The sequence below is a fragment of the Spirosoma arcticum genome (assembly GCF_054779955.1).
This window is the reverse complement of sequence record NZ_BAAGXG010000008.1, coordinates 178072-194730: the sequence shown is the minus strand read 5'-3', so window position 1 is coordinate 194730 and position 16659 is coordinate 178072. Positions and strand designations below refer to the sequence as shown.

The 16659-nt window shown below is 55.8% G+C and carries 14 protein-coding genes; 11 read left to right on the top strand and 3 right to left on the bottom strand.

Annotated elements, in window-relative coordinates; all coding sequences use genetic code 11:
* Positions 1–221: 221 nt before the first annotated feature.
* The 4 genes from ACYVHB_RS19275 (at position 222) to ACYVHB_RS19260 (ending at position 5318) form a co-directional block, all read left to right on the top strand.
* A complete protein-coding gene (locus ACYVHB_RS19275; RefSeq protein WP_461053412.1) occupies positions 222–1271 on the top strand; it encodes a YheT family hydrolase in 1050 nt (349 codons plus the stop codon).
* A gap of 17 nt (positions 1272–1288) precedes the next feature.
* Complete coding sequence (gene serA / locus ACYVHB_RS19270; RefSeq protein WP_461053411.1) at positions 1289–3208, top strand: phosphoglycerate dehydrogenase; 1920 nt, start codon at positions 1289–1291, stop codon at positions 3206–3208.
* A gap of 80 nt (positions 3209–3288) precedes the next feature.
* Entirely contained in the window at positions 3289–4362 is a 1074-nt protein-coding gene (locus ACYVHB_RS19265; protein ID WP_461053410.1) for an aminotransferase class V-fold PLP-dependent enzyme, read from the top strand.
* Positions 4363–4526: 164 nt separating this feature from the next.
* Positions 4527–5318, top strand: coding sequence for a YtxH domain-containing protein (locus ACYVHB_RS19260; protein WP_461053409.1), 792 nt, complete (start codon positions 4527–4529; stop codon positions 5316–5318).
* Between the two features lie 66 nt (positions 5319–5384).
* Here the strand turns inward: ACYVHB_RS19260 and ACYVHB_RS19255 are convergent, their stop codons facing one another.
* Positions 5385–5912 carry a DinB family protein gene (locus ACYVHB_RS19255; RefSeq protein ID WP_461053408.1) on the bottom strand — a complete coding sequence of 176 codons (528 nt, stop codon included), beginning with the start codon at positions 5910–5912 and terminating at the stop codon, positions 5385–5387.
* Between the two features lie 286 nt (positions 5913–6198).
* On the opposite strand from ACYVHB_RS19255, the gene ACYVHB_RS19250 reads away from it, so the two are divergent.
* Positions 6199–7257, top strand: a complete 1059-nt coding sequence (locus tag ACYVHB_RS19250) for a spore photoproduct lyase family protein (RefSeq protein WP_461053567.1) — start codon at positions 6199–6201, stop codon at positions 7255–7257.
* 62 nt (positions 7258–7319) lie between these two features.
* On the opposite strand, the gene ACYVHB_RS19245 is transcribed toward ACYVHB_RS19250, so the two are convergent.
* On the bottom strand, positions 7320–9371 hold the full coding sequence (locus ACYVHB_RS19245; RefSeq protein ID WP_461053407.1) for a M13 family metallopeptidase: 2052 nt from the start codon (positions 9369–9371) through the stop codon (positions 7320–7322).
* 61 nt (positions 9372–9432) lie between these two features.
* Between ACYVHB_RS19245 and ACYVHB_RS19240 the strand changes: the two genes are divergently transcribed.
* The 3 genes from ACYVHB_RS19240 (at position 9433) to ACYVHB_RS19230 (ending at position 11733) form a co-directional block, all read left to right on the top strand.
* Positions 9433–9888 (top strand): DUF4920 domain-containing protein, encoded by a 456-nt coding sequence (locus ACYVHB_RS19240; protein ID WP_461053406.1) that lies wholly within the window; start codon positions 9433–9435, stop codon positions 9886–9888.
* 56 nt (positions 9889–9944) lie between these two features.
* Positions 9945–10373: a hypothetical protein gene (locus tag ACYVHB_RS19235; protein ID WP_461053405.1), complete on the top strand. Its 429-nt coding sequence runs from the start codon at positions 9945–9947 to the stop codon at positions 10371–10373.
* Positions 10374–10455: 82 nt separating this feature from the next.
* A complete protein-coding gene (locus tag ACYVHB_RS19230; protein ID WP_461053404.1) occupies positions 10456–11733 on the top strand; it encodes a metal-dependent hydrolase family protein in 1278 nt (425 codons plus the stop codon).
* 209 nt (positions 11734–11942) lie between these two features.
* Here the strand turns inward: ACYVHB_RS19230 and ACYVHB_RS19225 are convergent, their stop codons facing one another.
* The gene (locus ACYVHB_RS19225; RefSeq protein WP_461053403.1) at positions 11943–13139 is read right to left on the bottom strand and encodes a hypothetical protein; all 1197 of its coding nucleotides are present in this window, start codon (positions 13137–13139) and stop codon (positions 11943–11945) included.
* A gap of 300 nt (positions 13140–13439) precedes the next feature.
* On the opposite strand from ACYVHB_RS19225, the gene ACYVHB_RS19220 reads away from it, so the two are divergent.
* The 3 genes from ACYVHB_RS19220 to ACYVHB_RS19210 are packed head-to-tail and all read left to right on the top strand — an operon-like array spanning position 13440 to position 16472.
* Positions 13440–14411 carry a hypothetical protein gene (locus ACYVHB_RS19220; protein WP_461053402.1) on the top strand — a complete coding sequence of 324 codons (972 nt, stop codon included), beginning with the start codon at positions 13440–13442 and terminating at the stop codon, positions 14409–14411.
* 38 nt (positions 14412–14449) lie between these two features.
* Positions 14450–15037 carry an RNA polymerase sigma factor gene (locus ACYVHB_RS19215; protein ID WP_461053401.1) on the top strand — a complete coding sequence of 196 codons (588 nt, stop codon included), beginning with the start codon at positions 14450–14452 and terminating at the stop codon, positions 15035–15037.
* Positions 15006–16472, top strand: coding sequence for a hypothetical protein (locus ACYVHB_RS19210; RefSeq protein WP_461053400.1), 1467 nt, complete (start codon positions 15006–15008; stop codon positions 16470–16472). Before ACYVHB_RS19215 ends, ACYVHB_RS19210 begins: the two co-directional genes overlap by 32 nt.
* Positions 16473–16659: the final 187 nt, after the last annotated feature.

The following is a 16659-nucleotide window of genomic DNA, read 5'->3' as shown; positions in this document are numbered from 1 at the left end:
GTATAAAGCAAGTAAGTGGAGGACGGACAAGGCGCCCATCATCAGGGGTTAAAGGTAATTAGAGCAAAAATCTCCTGTTCAGGTTTAAAGTAGGACCAGCCGAATAATTTCTTGACACGAAACCAGAACGTAGGGCGAAAAACCGCTAATTAGCCCACAATCACGGGCAGTCTGCACCCTTTTCGCCTACCTTTGCGGGGTAAAATCGACCGCACCCCGTAATGCCCCTCATTGCTCCGTCGACCTATGAGCCACCCGCCCGCTTGTGGAACGGCCACCTGCAAACCATCATTCCCTCGCTGTTTCGCAAGGTCACGGTCAACTACGTCCGGGAGCGCATCGACACGCCCGACGACGACTTTCTGGATCTGGATTGGGCTTATTCTAATCGGTCCGCCGAAGCGGATGAATTATTAATGATGAATGATGAATACAGCGAAAATCATTCATCATTCATCATTAATAATTCATCATTCCCTTTAGTGATTCTCTCCCACGGGTTGGAGGGCAGTTCAACGAGTACGTATCTGGCGGGGATGGTGCGGCACCTGAACCACAGCGGGTTCGACTGTTTAGCCTGGCATGCCCGCTCGTGCAGTGGTGAAATGAACCGGCAGCAGCGCTTTTACCATATCGGCGACACGAGTGATCTACACCACGTTGTTCAACACGCCGTCGCCAAAGGCTACCAGACCATTTACCTGATTGGCTTCAGCGCGGGCGGCAACGTTACGCTGAAGTACCTCGGCGAACAGGAAAAAACGGTTGATCCGGCCATTAAAAAGGCGGTTACGTTCTCGGTGCCGCTCGATTTGATCGGGTCTACCCGGCGGCTCGAACGGTGGGACAGTCTGGTGTATAACTACCGTTTCAACCGGACCCTCAAGCGTAAAGTACTACAAAAAGCGGCTCTGATGCCGGGCGTTTTTCAAACCGAAGCCATCAGCAAATCGCGCAGCGTTCGCGAGTTCGATGCGCTGTTTACGGCTCCCATGAACGGCTTCCGCGACGTAACAGACTACTACACCCGCAGCAGTTCGCTGCAATTCGTACCCAGTATCACCGTGCCGACGCTGCTAATCAACGCCAAAAACGACCCGTTTCTGTCGCCCGAGTGTTTTCCCGAAGCCATGGCGCGGGAACTACCCAACGTCTGGATGGAGTTCCCTGAACAGGGCGGCCACTGCGGTTTTGCATCCAAGACATCCGGCATCAACAGTGGCCGACCGTACTGGTCGGAGGAGCGGGCAGTGTCGTTTCTAAGAGAATAATAAATTTTGTTGAAATCATGCTCACCCAACCCGCAATCCCCGGCCCCGCCGAACAGACGTTTTACATCATTGATTTCGATAGCACCTTCACAAAAGTCGAGGCCTTAGACGTGCTGGGCGAAATATCGCTTATTGGTCGCCCCGACCGCGACGACGTGCTCGATCAGATTAAAGTCATTACCGACCGGGGCATGTCGGGCGAGATTGGCCTGGCCGATTCGCTGGCCCTGCGGCTGAAACTGCTTAACGCCCACCGCGACCATTTGCCCGCGCTCATCGAAACGCTGATGGGAAAAATCTCCGACTCGTTCCAGCGCAACCAGGCGTTCATCACCGAAAACGCCGATTACATCTACGTGGTGTCGAGCGGATTCCAGGAGTTTATTGTGCCGATTGTCACCTCGCTGGGCGTCAAAGAAAGCCACGTCTTTGCCAATACATTCACCTACGATCCGGCGGGTAACATCATCGGCTGCGACCTCGCCAATCCACTGGCCTCGGACGGGGGCAAGGTGAAGCTGATGCGCAACCTCAACCTCGACGGCGACGTGTACGTAATCGGCGACGGCTACACCGACTATGAGATTCGGGAAGCGGGTCTGGCCAACAAGTTCTACGCCTTCACCGAGAACGTGGCACGAGCGAAAGTGATGGCTAAAGCGGATCACATTACCCCGTCGCTCGACGATTTTCTGTTCGATAACAAACTGAGCCGCAGTCAGTCTTACCCGAAGAGCCGGATTAAAGTGCTGCTGCTGGAGAATGTCCATCCCATCGCCGTGCAGTTGTTTGAGCAGGAAGGGTTCAACGTCGAAATTCGCAAAGGAGCGCTGGACGAAGACGAACTCATCGAAGCTATCCGCGACGTGTCGATTCTGGGTATCCGCTCCAAAACGATGGTGACGCGCCGGGTGCTCGAAAACGCCAACAAGCTTATGACCGTCGGCGCGTTCTGCATCGGCACCAACCAGATCGACCTGAGCACCTGCACCGAGCGCGGCATTGCGGTGTTCAACGCCCCCTACAGCAACACCCGCTCGGTGGTTGAACTGGCTATCGGCGAAATTATCATGCTGATCCGGGGAATTGTGCCTAAGAGCAATCTGATGCACCAGGGCGCGTGGGACAAATCGGCCAAGAACAGCTACGAAGTACGCGGCAAAAGACTGGGGTTGGTCGGCTATGGCAATATCGGTACGCAGCTTTCGGTGGTGGCCGAAGCCCTCGGCATGGAGGTGTATTTCTATGATGCCGTCGACAAACTGGCCCTCGGCAACGCCCGCAAGTGCCGGTCATTGGACGAACTGCTGGCCATTGCCGACATTATCAGCCTGCACACCGACGGCCGTAAAGAGAATAAGAACCTCATCAGCTACCGCGAATTCGGGCTGATGAAAAACGGCGTTATTTTCCTGAACCTGTCGCGCGGGCACATCGTCGACATTCCCGCTTTAGTCGACGCCATTGAACGGGGTAAGGTAATCGGCGCGGGGGTGGACGTGTTTCCGCAGGAGCCAAAAACCAACAACGAGGAATTTATGAACGCCCTGCGTAGCCAGCCTAACGTGATTCTGACGCCCCATATCGGCGGCAGCACCGAGGAAGCGCAGGCCAATATTGGTCAGTTCGTGCCGGGCAAACTGCTCGAATACATGAACAATGGCAGCACCTACGGCAGCGTCAACTTTCCCGAACTGCAACTACCCCTGCTCAAGGATTCACATCGGCTGCTGCATATCCACCATAACGTACCGGGCATTCTGGCCAAAATAAACAACATCCTCGCCGGTCACCACATCAACATTCAGGGGCAGTACCTAAAAACCAACGAACAGATCGGCTACGTCATCACCGACATCGACAAGGAGTACGCCGACGAAGTAATCGGCGAACTGCGCAGCATCGACCAGACCATCAAGTTCAGACTACTTTATTGAGTCGGCGAGTTAGTCAGTCGATAAGTCAGTGAGTACTTCGTTCTGACTAACTCATTGACTGACCAACTGACTAACTACCTATGAAACACACCTACTTCACCCCCGGCCCGGCCGAATTATACCCGACGTTCGCTCAGCACCTGCAAACGGCGATGAACGAGCAGATCGGGTCGATTTCGCACCGGAGTCAGCGGTTTCGGGATATTTATAAGTTCACCGATGAGCAGTTACGGACGTTGCTCAACATTCCGGCCACGCACGGCATTTTCTTCACCGGCTCGGCCTCGGAAGTGTGGGAGCGGGTGCTGCTTAACTGCGTCGAGCACGAGAGTTTTCACCTCGTCAACGGCTCGTTTTCGCGCAAGTTTTTCGACTACGCCAGCAGCCTCCACAAGTACGCACACGTGCTGGAAAAGCCCTTCGGCGAAGGCTTCGACTTCGCCGACATCGAGGTGCCGGAGTACGCTGAATTAGTGTGTCTGACGCACAACGAAACGTCGTCGGGGGTGCAGATGCGGCCCACCGACATGCACAAACTGAAGCGCAAATACCCGAAGAAATTGTTCGTTGTCGACATGGTGTCGTCGGCTCCGCACCCGAACCTCGACTTTGGCCTGATCGACTCGGCGTTTTTTTCGGTGCAGAAAGCGTTTGGTATGCCTGCCGGTTTAGGGGTCTGGATTGCCAATCAGGCGTGTTTAGCCAAGGCCGAGCGGCTCCAGAAGTACGAGTCCATGACCACCGGTGCGCATCATACCCTGCCAACACTCTGGAAACACTACCAAACTTTCGAGACGCCCGCTACGCCGAACGTGCTGTTTATTTACCTGCTGGGTAAAATTGCCGAAGATTTCAACAAAATCGGCATCGACACCATCCGCAGACAGACCGAAGAAAAAGCCCGTATCCTCTACAAGTTTCTGGACGACTCAACCGGATACGAGCCGTTTGTTAAACAGGACCGGCATCGCTCACAGACGGTCATCGTAGCGACAACCAGACATCCGGCCGACGTGTTGGCAACTACTAAACAGGCGGGTATGCTGGTTGGGAGCGGGTACGGCAAGTTCAAAGATTCCCAGATTCGGATTGCCAATTTTCCAGCCGTCTCGGCAGATCAGGTCGATGTGCTGCTGGGTGCGTTAAAACTATAAGCTTCTTTTTTAGTCTTTTTACGAGTCAACGCCCCTTCACTAACAGGAGGGGCGCTTTATTGTTGTACTATTTCCACAAACGCATCATTTTCGTAAAAACCTTATTTTGCCTCGATAGTTAATAGGGTGACAAGCACTCAAGTGCATTATCAACTCAGCGAGATATGAAAAATCTACTTACTACAACAACCCTGCTGACGATGCTGTCGGTGGCGGCACTGGCTCAGAATGAACGACCCCGGGATCGGCCGCTCATCAAGGAAGAAACAAAGGAAAAAGTGCGGGATAAAGCTCAGGACGTGAAAGAAAACGTTCAGGAGGGGGCCGAAAAACTAAGGGAACGCGCTGAGGAACGAGCGCCCGAAGTAAAGCAGGAGTTGCGGGAAACCGGGCAGCAGGTGAAAGATGCCGCTCAGGATGTGAAGGTAGAGGTTCAGGACAGAATCGTTGAACCGGCCCGTGCCCGCAACGACCGGTATGGCCTGCCCTGGTATGATCGGGGCAGCGTTTTCGTGGGGGGATCGCTTGGTTTCGGCCTGGGCGGCAGCAAAGGCACTTACATTGCACTCGATCCGCGCATTGGCTACTTTTTCCAGCCGGGTTTCATGGGGGGCGTTCGCCTGGGATACGACCGGCGTTTGGGCAGTAGTTTCCGGTCCCGTCAGTTCGGGCTGTTTGCGCGGTACTATCCGTTTCGCACGCGCATCAGCAGTTTCGTGGGTGCTGGTTACAACTTCGGTCGCGAGCGGGCCAGTAACGTAGCCGCTGACGAGAAAGCCCGGTTCAACAGCATCAATCTGGAGATCGGTACTCAGTTTTATCTACTGAAAAATTTAGGCATTGAGGGTAGCTTGGAAACGAACTACTACGACCGGAGCAACCCCTTGGCGGGCCGCAACCGGGGAGGCCGGATTAGACTCGGTGTCAATTATTATTTGCGCAAGGTCGGTCGGTAGTTTTAAGTTGTGTGTGTAAGTTCCCTGTTCAGTCGGCCAACTCCACGTGGGGCTGGCCGACTGCGTTTACAGTTGTTGCGCCTGAACGATGCTGAGGTGGTGCCGGGTATGAATGTCCGTAAAATCCAGCATTTCCCGAACGGTTACTATGCCCAGCGCTGGATGCGGCATCACGTACCGATCCAACTCATCGGCCGACCAGCCACCAGCGGCAGTCGCCAACGACTCGTAGGCATCCGTAAAACGGGCGACAACCGTTGCCCGGTCGGTGTGCACATCGTCGGACCGGGGCGACAGAGTGGCTGGCGATTTAAGGCCCGTGGCTAAGGTCCGGCGGTACAAGTCGGCTATCTCGTCGTAAGACCGCGACGAGCCGTCGGAGTGGCCCCACTGCCGGAACGCGTCGCGCGGCCCGGTCATCAGACGCGCCACCGGCCGGGCCGATAGAAACAGGTGTTGCATCGTATCGCCAACGGACCATTTTCCGTTGGCCTGCTGGCTGAACCGAGCCTCCGACAGGCCGTTGGCGAAGTTGACAAAAGCCCGACCAGACGTTAAAAATTGGGTTATCGGCGTTAGGTTGACGGAAGTCATAAGCGTTTTTTTACAACGTTACGAATAGTTTGCAACACATCAGAAGTAGCTTCAAGTTTATTTTCATCATTCTGATTTGCAGTCAGTTATCTTCCGAGATAACTGACATATATGGACCCATCTACGCCCATTTTGTGTTTACTAAGAGCAACCGGTTAGCTACTTACGTCGCTGCTGTCCTTGCTTTTCTACACTCGTTATGATCGCTGAATCCAACCCATTAGTCCAGTCTACGCCAACGACCCGTGCGGTCGCCGAACCCCTTCTTAAATCGCCGAAGCTGTGGATGCCGAAGCGCGTCGTGTTCACCCCCGATGCTCTGAACGAGCCGTTCGGCGAGGCCATGTACGAACGCATATCGGCGCTGAATCTGCCGATTGAAATTGCCAAGAATAACCGCATCACGGGTCTGCGCGGGGCCGACGAACGCGAGACATACCGCATTGCCAAGAACACGCTGGCTATCGTCAATGCGCCACCGAGTGCGTTCAGGCTCCAGCCCATACCGCCCTCGGCCGACTGGCAGATGAACCTCGCCGAAGGGTGCCCGGCCCACTGTCATTATTGCTACTTAGCGGGTAGTTTGTCGGGGCCACCGGTGGTGCGGGCCTACGCCAACCTGCCCAAAATGCTCGAACATACGGCAACCTACGAAGGCACCTACCCACCCAACCGGAGCTGGCAGCCTACCGATGCCAACCGCCCGACAACCTTTGAAGTAAGCTGCTACACCGACGTGTTGGGTATTGAGCACCTGACGGGCAGTTTGGCCGAGTGTATTCGCTACTATGGGACCCGAGAGATGGGCCAACTGCGTTTTGTGACGAAGTACGGTAATGTTGATAGCCTGCTTAACCTGCCGCACAACGGTCAGACCCGCGCCCGCGTCAGCCTGAACGCCGACGTAGTGGCCCGGCGCTTAGAGGGTGGTACAGCCTCGGTCGAAGCCCGGTTGCAGGGCATTCGCAAGCTGGCCATGCCGAAGGCGCAGGGCGGTGGCGGTTACCCCATCGGTCTGGTTATCGCCCCCATCATGCCTATTCCCGACTGGCGCGAACACTACACGGCCCTGCTCGACCGCATTGCCGAGCTTTTCGACTTTCCGGTTGACATGAACGCCGAGTTAATCAGTCACCGCTTCACACCCGGCTCGAAGGACGTGCTCATGCAGTGGTATCCGAACACCTCACTGGAGATGGACGAACTGACCCGCGCCGAGAAACGAAACAAGTTCGGCGGCACCAAGTATGTGTATTTACCCGCCGTGATGAAGGAGATGAAAGCGTTTTTCTACGCCGAGTGGCAGAAGCGCTTCCTGAATGCGCCGGTGCTGTATTGGACGTAGTGTTCTCTTGTTTCCCTCACCCCGGCCCCTCTCCTTGGGGCGAGGGGCCGGGGTGAGGGCGTTTACCACACCTGCGCCTGTTGCACTGCCTCCTTATATAGCTTCTGCCCCGGCTTTACGTCGAACGCCTGGTAGAACGGCGTGAAGTTAGTCAGCGGGCCGTTGACGCGGAATTTGGCAGGTGAGTGAGGATCAGTCTGAACCGAGACGCGTTCGGTTTCGGGGCGGATTTTTTCGCGCCAGACCTGCGCAAAGCCCAGAAAAAACCGCTGGTCGGGCGTGAATCCGTCAATTTTCTCGCTGCCTTTGCCCTGTTCCGTTAGTTTGAAGGCCTGATAGGCTAAGGTGATGCCGCCCAGATCGGCTAAGTTCTCGCCCAGCGTCAACTGGCCATTCAGGTGCAGGTTATCCAGCACGGTATAATCACTGTACTGCTTCACCACAACCTGAACTTTGTCCGTAAACCGTTTGACGTCGGGCTTCGTCCACCACTCACTCAAATTCCCGCTGGCGTCGTACTGACGGCCCTGATCGTCGAAGAGGTGGGTCATTTCGTGGCCGATGACCATGCCGATACCACCGTAGTTAATGGCATCGTCGGCGTCTTTGTCGAAGAACGGAAATTGCAGAATCCCGGCTGGAAACACAACTTCGTTATTCGTCGGATTCGCGTAGGCATTCACCGTGGGGGGTGTCATGCCCCATTCCGCGCGGTCGACGGGCTGATTGATTTTGGCAAATTCCTCGGCGAAATAGTGCTTTCTGGCCCGCTGCACGTTTCCAAAATAATCGTCGGGCTTAATGTCCACGTCCGAATAATCTTTCCAGGTGTCCGGGTAGCCAATCTTCTTCACAAACTTATCTAACTTCACCAAGGCTACTTTTTTGGTTTCGGGTGCCATCCAGTCAAGTTTATCGATGCGTTCCCGATACACCTTCTGTAGATTATCGACTAAGGTCAGCATCCGTTCTTTCGCTTCGGCCGGAAAATATTTCTTTACCCACACCTGTCCCAGCGCTTCGCCCAGTGAGCGGTCAACCCGGCTGGCAATGCGTTTCCAGCGGGCCTGCTGCTGCGGCTGACCGTACAGGGTTTTGTTCGTAAACTCGAAGCTTGCCTGTTCAAACGGCTTGCTGAGCAGCGTCGCATTCTGATCCAGCACGTCAAACGCAAGCCGGTCTTTCAGTACGCTGATGGGCGTAGTTGGCAACGATTTATCCAATGCCTGGTAATAGCCGGGCTGCGAAATCAGAACGGTATCAATTTTCTCCAGACTCATGGTATTGAGCAGCGTCCGCCAGTTGAGGTTGGGCATCTGCTTCGTTAAATCGGTTACGGCCAGCTTATTGTAATTAGCGACCGGGTCGCGCAGGTCAGCGGGCGATTTGTGGGAGCGGGCCAGCGCTGTTTCAAAGGCCAGGACGGATTCAGCTTTGGTTTGGGCCGACAGCGAATCGACCCCGGTCAGGGTGAACAGTTTGGCCACGTAAACTAGAAAAGCCGCCCGTATTTTCTTCGTTGGTGCATCGGTTCGGGTGTAGTACTCTTTCTCGGGCAGCGACAGCCCCGCCTGACCGAAGTTGATCCGGTTTAGGGAACTCTGCCGGTCATCGGCTCCGACGTACAGCCCCATCAGTGCCCCACCCCGGTTGGTTTCGTCGGCGGCCATGTAGTTCAATACCCCTTTGTAGTCGGTGAGCGCGTCAATTTTGGCGAGTTCAGCCTTTATGGGTTCGTAGCCGCGTTTGTCGATGGTCGCGGTGTCCATACCGCTCGTATACAGATCGCCCACCTGCTGCTCCACACTCCCGGTTTTAGCATCAGCTTTGGCCGCTTCTTCCAGAATGGATCTTGTCCGCAGCAGGTTGGCCTGGTAAATTTCATTGAAAGCCCCCCAACTGCTTTGGTCATCAGGAATAGCCGTTTTCTTTACCCACGTACCATTTGCATACGTGAAAAAATCATCACCAGGACTAACGGTCGTATCCATTCCCGATTTATCGAAGAACGACGTGCGACGAATCGTTGCTTCGGCGGCATCGTCTTTTTTCTGGCAGGCTATCAGGCTTAACACGCTCAACCCGAACCCCATAATTTGCGTACTGCGTATCATAACTAATTTTAAATCTGCGTTTGAATGGGTACTTTTGGGGTAAATATAACGCATTCATCAAATGAAAAACTTCCTGATTATAGGCCTGATTCTGAGCGCGTCTTTTGGCGCATTTGCGCAAACGGACGTGAGCTACCACGGCAAAAAGATTTCCGAGAAAGGCGCTATCCCAGCCACGCAGTTAGTGACGAAGATGGGCGGAAAAGACAAGATGCCCGCCAAAGTGGAAGGCACCGTTGAAGACGTTTGCAAGATGAAGGGCTGCTGGATGAAAGTCAAAACCGGCGACGGGCAGGTGATGCGGGTTAGTTTCAAGGATTACGGTTTCTTCGTCCCCAAAGACATCGTCGGCAAAACCGTTGTCTTGGAAGGCACCGCCGAAACTACCACTACGCCCGTATCCGAACTGCGCCACTACGCCGAGGATGCCGGTAAGTCGAAGGAAGAAGTAGAGAAGATCACCGAACCCGAAAAAGCGCTCACGTTCGTGGCCGACGGGGTAATTGTGAAAAAGTAAGACCCGTTTCCAACGCTTTTTTCAGATGGCGGGTCTTGCTTAAAACGATCAGTAGTATGTCACGTCATCTCAAATTAGCTTTCGCTTATTTATCCATAGCCGCCTGCTGTCTTTACGGGTGTCAGCCGAGGAATGTAGACCCCCGACTTCCGCCCGACTATGTAGCGATTAAGGCTGGTGCATCAGCACAATTTGGGTCGGGACTTACCGTGCGCGTCGATTCAATAAGTGACAGTCGATGTCCGATAGGCTTTAATTGTTTGATTGCCGGTTGGGCTTCTGCTTCGGTGACAGTCGGAACAGAAGCAAATTCTCAAAAACAAAGATTGATTGCTGGATGGACTTATAAAGACCGGCGAGATTCAATAACCGTTCAAGTTAGAAACGTTGCCTATAAACTCATTCTGCGGGATGTGACGCCCTATCCATCATCTAAGAATCTAAGGCCGGTACAACAGGCAATCATCCAAGTTTCCCGCCTGTAACGGCGTTTTCGGCAACTTTTCGCTACTTTCAGGCCGCAACCAACCGTTGCGGCTTTTTTCGTACCCAACCAACAATACAACCATGAAGAAACTGTACCTGCTGGCGGGCCTCTCGCTGCTGGCATCGCCCCTCCTCGCTCAACGCACGCTCATTCACTGTGGTAACCTCTTCGACGGTATCGGCAACGCCGTTCAGCCGCAGATGACGGTGGTGGTCGAAGGCACTAAAATTACGGCCGTGCAAAAGGGATTCACCGCCCCCGCCGTTGGGGACCGATTGGTGGACATGAAAACCAAAACCGTGCTGCCCGGCCTGATTGACATGCACGTCCACCTCGAAAGTCAGACGCGCCGGGGCGGGGCCATCGACGGTTTCACCCGGAACCCCGCCGATGTCGCCTATCAGGCCGCTCAGTACGCCAAAACGACGTTGTTAGCGGGTTTCACCACCGTGCGTGATCTTGGCGGCTCCGGGGTAAACGTGTCCCTCCGCAATGCCATTAATGCCGGTTTGGTGGATGGTCCCCGTGTGCTGACAGTTGGCAAATCCATTGCCACAACCGGCGGTCATGCCGACCCAACCAACGGCTATCGCAAAGATTTGATGGGTGATCCCGGCCCGGAAGAGGGCGTTATAAATGGTCCCGAAGACGCCCGCAAGGCCGTTCGGCAGCGCTACAAAGATGGCTCTGATCTCATCAAAATCACGGCTACCGGTGGGGTGCTGAGCAATGCCAAAGATGGGTCCGGCGCTCAGTTTACGGAGGAAGAAGTAAAAGCCGTTGTCGACGCGGCCAAAGATTACGGCTTTCCGGTAGCTGCCCACGCACACGGAGCCGAAGGCATGAAACGTGCCATCCGGGCGGGTGTGCAGACCATTGAACACGGCACCCTAATGGACGATGAAGCCATTGAGTTATTCAAGAAATACGGCACCTATTACGTTCCAACGATCATTGCGGGCAAGACAGCCGCCGACTCAGCCCGGCGCTTTGGCTATTATCCGGCCTTAGTGACGCCCAAAGCGCTGGCCATCGGTCCAAAAATCCAGGCTACGTTTGCCAAAGCGTACAAAGCAGGGGTTAAGATCGCGTTTGGCACCGACGCGGGCGTTTACATTCACGGCTACAATGCCAGGGAGTTCGAGTACATGGTAGAAGCCGGAATGCCGCCCATCGAAGCCATTAAGTCGGCCCTGATGACTAATGCCAAACTGCTCGGTATGGAGACACAAATCGGTTCCATTGAAACGGGCAAATTCGCCGACATCATCGTCGTGGACGAAAACCCGATTCAGAACATCAAAACGCTGCAGACCGTCCGGTTCGTGATGAAAGACGGCAAGGTGTATAAGCAGTGATAAGTGGTAAGTGGGTAAGTAGTAAATGGCTGATGCAGAAACAATACATCTGCGTCAACTACTTACCCACTTACCACTTACTGACTATTAAAAACCGCCCGAGCTGAACGCGTTTCAGGAAATCATCCTTCCGGCGCGTCGATACGTCAATTTTGGAATTATCCCGCATCAGAAATGAGGCTCTGTCCGGTCAATGGCCCAGGCTACCTCTACCGGGGATAGATGACTCTGAAGCGGCCACTCACGCTCACCGAAGTGGGCAGGGACGATCCTTTTTGCGAATAGAGCGGAGCGTCAACGATGGTGTAGGTACCCTCAATGACGTCGGGCGTGACGCGCTGCACATCGACCTGCCATTTCGTTGCTGGACTGCTTAATCGGCCGGGTCGCACCCGCCAGTAGCCCGCTGCCCCCTGGTCGTTGGTAAACGAAAGATCGACCTGATCGCCCGTGTACGTACCGACGCCCGTGAAATCCGGCCAGGTAATATATGTCTGTTTCCAGCCCGCAGCCGACCAATTGGTGCCGAAACTGTACTCAACGTTAGTCTCCTTCCGGGGACTTTTCAGTTGAGTCAGCGAAATCCACTGGCTATTCGCCTGCTCGGTTTTGCCCTCGTAGCTAAAGTCGGTGCCGGGTGTGGTAAGTTGGCGCTGGTCAATCCGCACCCGCGTGGTGGTAGGATAGCCACTGGGGGGTGTAGGGTAGCCCCAGCCTTCGATCATTCGCTCTACACCGGTGTAGTCCCAATAAGGCTCGCCTTCCGACTGAGTCCGCAGGTTGCGGTTTTCATTCAGCACGTTTTTGACCCGCACGGCAATGCGCTCGGGAACAGCCCCGGCCTGTTTGAGGGTGAAGTCAAACTCAATGTCGATGTAGTCGGGGGTGATAGCCGTGATCCGTACCTGCTTGTCGGCGCGGGACAGGTCGTTGATCTCCCGGGCAGACAGATCGACTGGGGTTCGGATAAAGGCCTGGACGATGTAGGCGTCAAACTTACCCTCCCCACCATCATCGGCCGGGTTGTAGACGCGGTAGCTACGGCCGGTCTCGAAGGGGCCGTTAAAGCCCAGCGTGACGCTATACTGCTCATTCCGGGCCTGGATCAGTAAATAAGACGGGTTGCGGCTGTAGAGATCGTACCCCTGGGCGGCCCGCACCGGGAAAGCCCCATCGGGTCCGAAGGCAATGGTCTGACCGCCAATGGTGCCGGTCAGGGTACCGGTGATGTCCACCAGTCGGGTTGTGCGAATGCCGGGGGTGCCGGTAAACAGGTACGAATCGGTTCGGCTGGCCCCTGGGCTAGCCGTGGGCCCCGGTTCCTGGCGCAGATCGGGAGGCTGACAGGCCAGAAGGGCGAGGGAAAGAAGCGTGCTCAGGCACACCGTAGCAGGGGTTAAGCGCATAGCGGTAAGCGTTTAAACGTTGAACAAGAATTGGTTAAGCAAACAAAGAAAACGTCGACGAGTTGTGCCGCACTGGGCCACAACGCTATCAATCGCCCGTCGAGGACACAGACACGCATAAAGTCAGGGGATGTTGCAGACCGACGACTAATTTTTCAGACGCCAGCCAATATTCATTCTGATGGTAAAGAAAACGGGGACTGCTGCAACAAATGGGCGCTCATTTAGTGTCTATACCTACGGCCGGGGCGTGGGCAGGGACGAGCCGGTCCGCAGTCGCGCCTATCCGGCTACCCGTTTATGAACCAGCTAAAACCACTCGTCCTGCTTGGCTTGCTACTCAGCGGGAGCGGCTGCAACCGTTTTATCGACCAGCAGCCAACGCCCGACCACGGCCCCCCGGCCGGTACCGTTCAGGCCTTGACCCAGCGGTATCCTCAGGCGCAGGACATCCTCTTTACCACCCTCGTGCCCAACCAGCTCTGGCGGTCTACCTTCACCCAGCAACGCCAGCGCTACCAGGCCCTGACCAGCCCCGCGCAGTTGCTGACCGCAGACCAATTAGTTGATGGCCCCTTGCCTGATTCGCTTACCCGCTTACTGGCACCGACCGTGGTGTCTGGCGGCACGTTCAGTAACTTCCGTCTGCGACATTATGAATGGCATCGTACTGTGGTTCACCCCAATGGGCGATTGGTGTACTTATACGCCGACTACACCTGGCATCAGCAATCTTACACGGTTTACTGGTCCCTTGCCTGGCCACCCACCGGTAGACCTTTCTATAATCTTCACCTGCTGCCCTTCCGGCAAGGTGACTATCAAACCAAAACGTTGACCGACATACCTGAATCGTTACGGGCGGATCTGGACCGGCTGGGCTTGAGGTTCAGGTATGCACTGATTCAGGTGGGAACCCCTGGCAAGCGACGCTACACGCTGTACGTCCAGGAGCCGTCGGCTCTGCCGACCGGTCAGTATTGGCAACTCGACTACGACGAGGATGAGCAGCTACTGGCCATTATGAACAACGGAACCGCCTATCATTTCAAAGAACTTGACCAACTGCCCCTGGCCATTCGGCAATATCTCCAGCGGCCCGAACTGGCGGGCTTTAGCCTTCACCAGTCCAATTGGTTCAGGCGTCACACCTACGGCTCGCTGACTACTTACGCGGTGACTGTGGAAAAAGACAAACAAGCCTGGGTGATGACGTTTTCGGACGAAGGCCAACTGATTAGTCGAGATTTCCAGCTTTACGGGTCCTTCTGACCAATTGCTAAAGGCCCTCATCCCTGACCCGTCTTTACATGGCGTTATTTGGTCGTAAGTCGTATCAAACCCTCACCGAACTGGTCGTGGGCTGTCAGCAACGGCAGCCCCGGGCGCAACGGGCCTTTTACGAACGCTACCAGGCCCGCATGTTGGGGGTCTGCGTCCGCTACACGCGTACGGTGGCCGAAGCCGAAGATATTTTTCAGGAAGCCTTTCTCAAAGTGTTTACCCATATCGACGACCTGACTAAACCCGAGTCGGCCGACAGTTGGGTTAAAGCGGTGGTGGTGCGTACGGCCATCAACTACTACCATCGCACCACCCGCCCCCAGGAAAACCTCACTAACTACGAGGCCATCGGCGAGCCACCCGCCAGTGATGATCACCTGCACCTGCTGGCAGGGTACGATCAGGAAGCCCTGCTGGGCCTGCTGGCCCGCCTGCCCGACGCCTACCGGCTGGTGGTTAATCTGTACCTGATCGAAGGTTATACCCACGCCGAGATCGCCCAGTTACTCCTGGTTCCCGAAGCTACAATACGCTCCCGCTTCAGCCGGGGCCGCCAACTACTACTTACCTTTGTTCACCAACATGGCATCCAACGACATGAATTCCTGGGATGAAGACCCCGACGAGCGACTGCGCTGGCAGCGGGTGTTTGCCGACTTTGAAGTCCAGCCCCGCTCGTCGCTAAGCCGACGCATCCTCGGCCAGCTACCGACCGGGCGTCGGCGCAAACCCACGCGCTGGCTGGCAGGGGCGGGATTGTTATTGCTGCTCAGCGCTGGTTTAGTTTACGTAGTCCGCCAGGGCGAACACCCATGGTCAGGACATGGCAATGCCAACACGGTCCGGCGGGCTACGCCAGCCCAGCCGCTGCCAACTGGTCGTGTTCGTCCGCTGACCGCCCCGACCGGTCGGTTGGAACTACGCGGTCTACCCATGATTGACCCACCGGCTGATGAGGCCATTGCCGTTCGGCAACTACCGGTTCCTCCGACCACGGTTTCTGAAGTGGCGGAGGTCCCCCTAAAAGCCCCCAAGGGGGAAGACTCCAGGGTGAACATAGTAGCCGGGCGACCCACCCCGGCTGGACACTTGCCCGCTGGCCCAGTTAAACTTCGTCCGGGATTGAGGGTACGGTCTACCTCCGTATTCGCCAATCAGGTACTTTCTAAGTCGGCCCGTTCCGTCCGCACGCGCTTTCCCGTTGGGTCGTCTGGTTCGGCCGCAACCGTTGGTGATGAACCGATAACGGCCCCGGCGGGGCAGTCGGTTAGCCACAGGCCGTTACCCGTCCCTCCCCTGTCGGTTATCCAGCCACCCGCCAATGCTACGTCCGTCGTTTGGACGCGGCTCAGACCAATTAAAATTTCGTCTCTGCCCAGCCAGTTAAGCGCCCTGCCCGGCCAACTCCCCGCCCTCGCTTTGGCGGCTGTCCACCCGGCACAAGCCGCCGTGGCCCGCTCCCGTCCACGCTGGTTTATTGAAGTCGTGCCGCAGAGTAGCTTTCAATGGATGAATACCCCACAGGCCTCAACCGCTTACCTCTCGCCCGTCAGCGCCCCGCGGGCGTTTTCACCGACTACCTGGGGCTATCAGATCAACGGTGGTATTCGCTTCCGGCGCTGGCACGCTCATCTGTCGCTGGGTCAACTCCGACGCTGGGCCTATTACACGGTTAACGAAAACCGGTACCGGGTTGCGCCCAGCCCGACCGACCCCCATCAGTTGGTGCGGGAAATGCAGAGCGTGGCTGAAAATGTGGCGTTGCCGATGATCGGCGCTGGTCTGAGCCAACAGACGCTCCTGGCGCAGGGCCGCTACACCGTTGAAGTTAGGGGACAGGTGTCGTATCTACCGACCAGTGACCAGGCGCTACTGAGCCTGCGGGGGGGAGTTGGCCGACGGCTGATGCTGAGCCAGCGTAGCGAGTTGCAAGTCGGCTTAACGGCCGAATACGGATTGAACCCGCTCCTGAGTGAACAGCAGCACCTCTTTATTCATCCGTTGATGGTCGGCATTGGAGTCCGGATTCAGTCTCGATCAACTCAGTAAGGCTGTCGATAGTCGGCAGCCCTCGTTGATCACTCGTCAGCATAACCTCGCAACCTTCTTAATCGTCTGTGAGCAATGGCAGGCTTTTCAGTAGTGGCAACAGGCAGGGCAACCCACCCCTCTCAGGTAACCCTTTGGGTGAAACTGACCCGGCGAGTGCCGGTGACGTAATGGCTAAAGCAGCAGC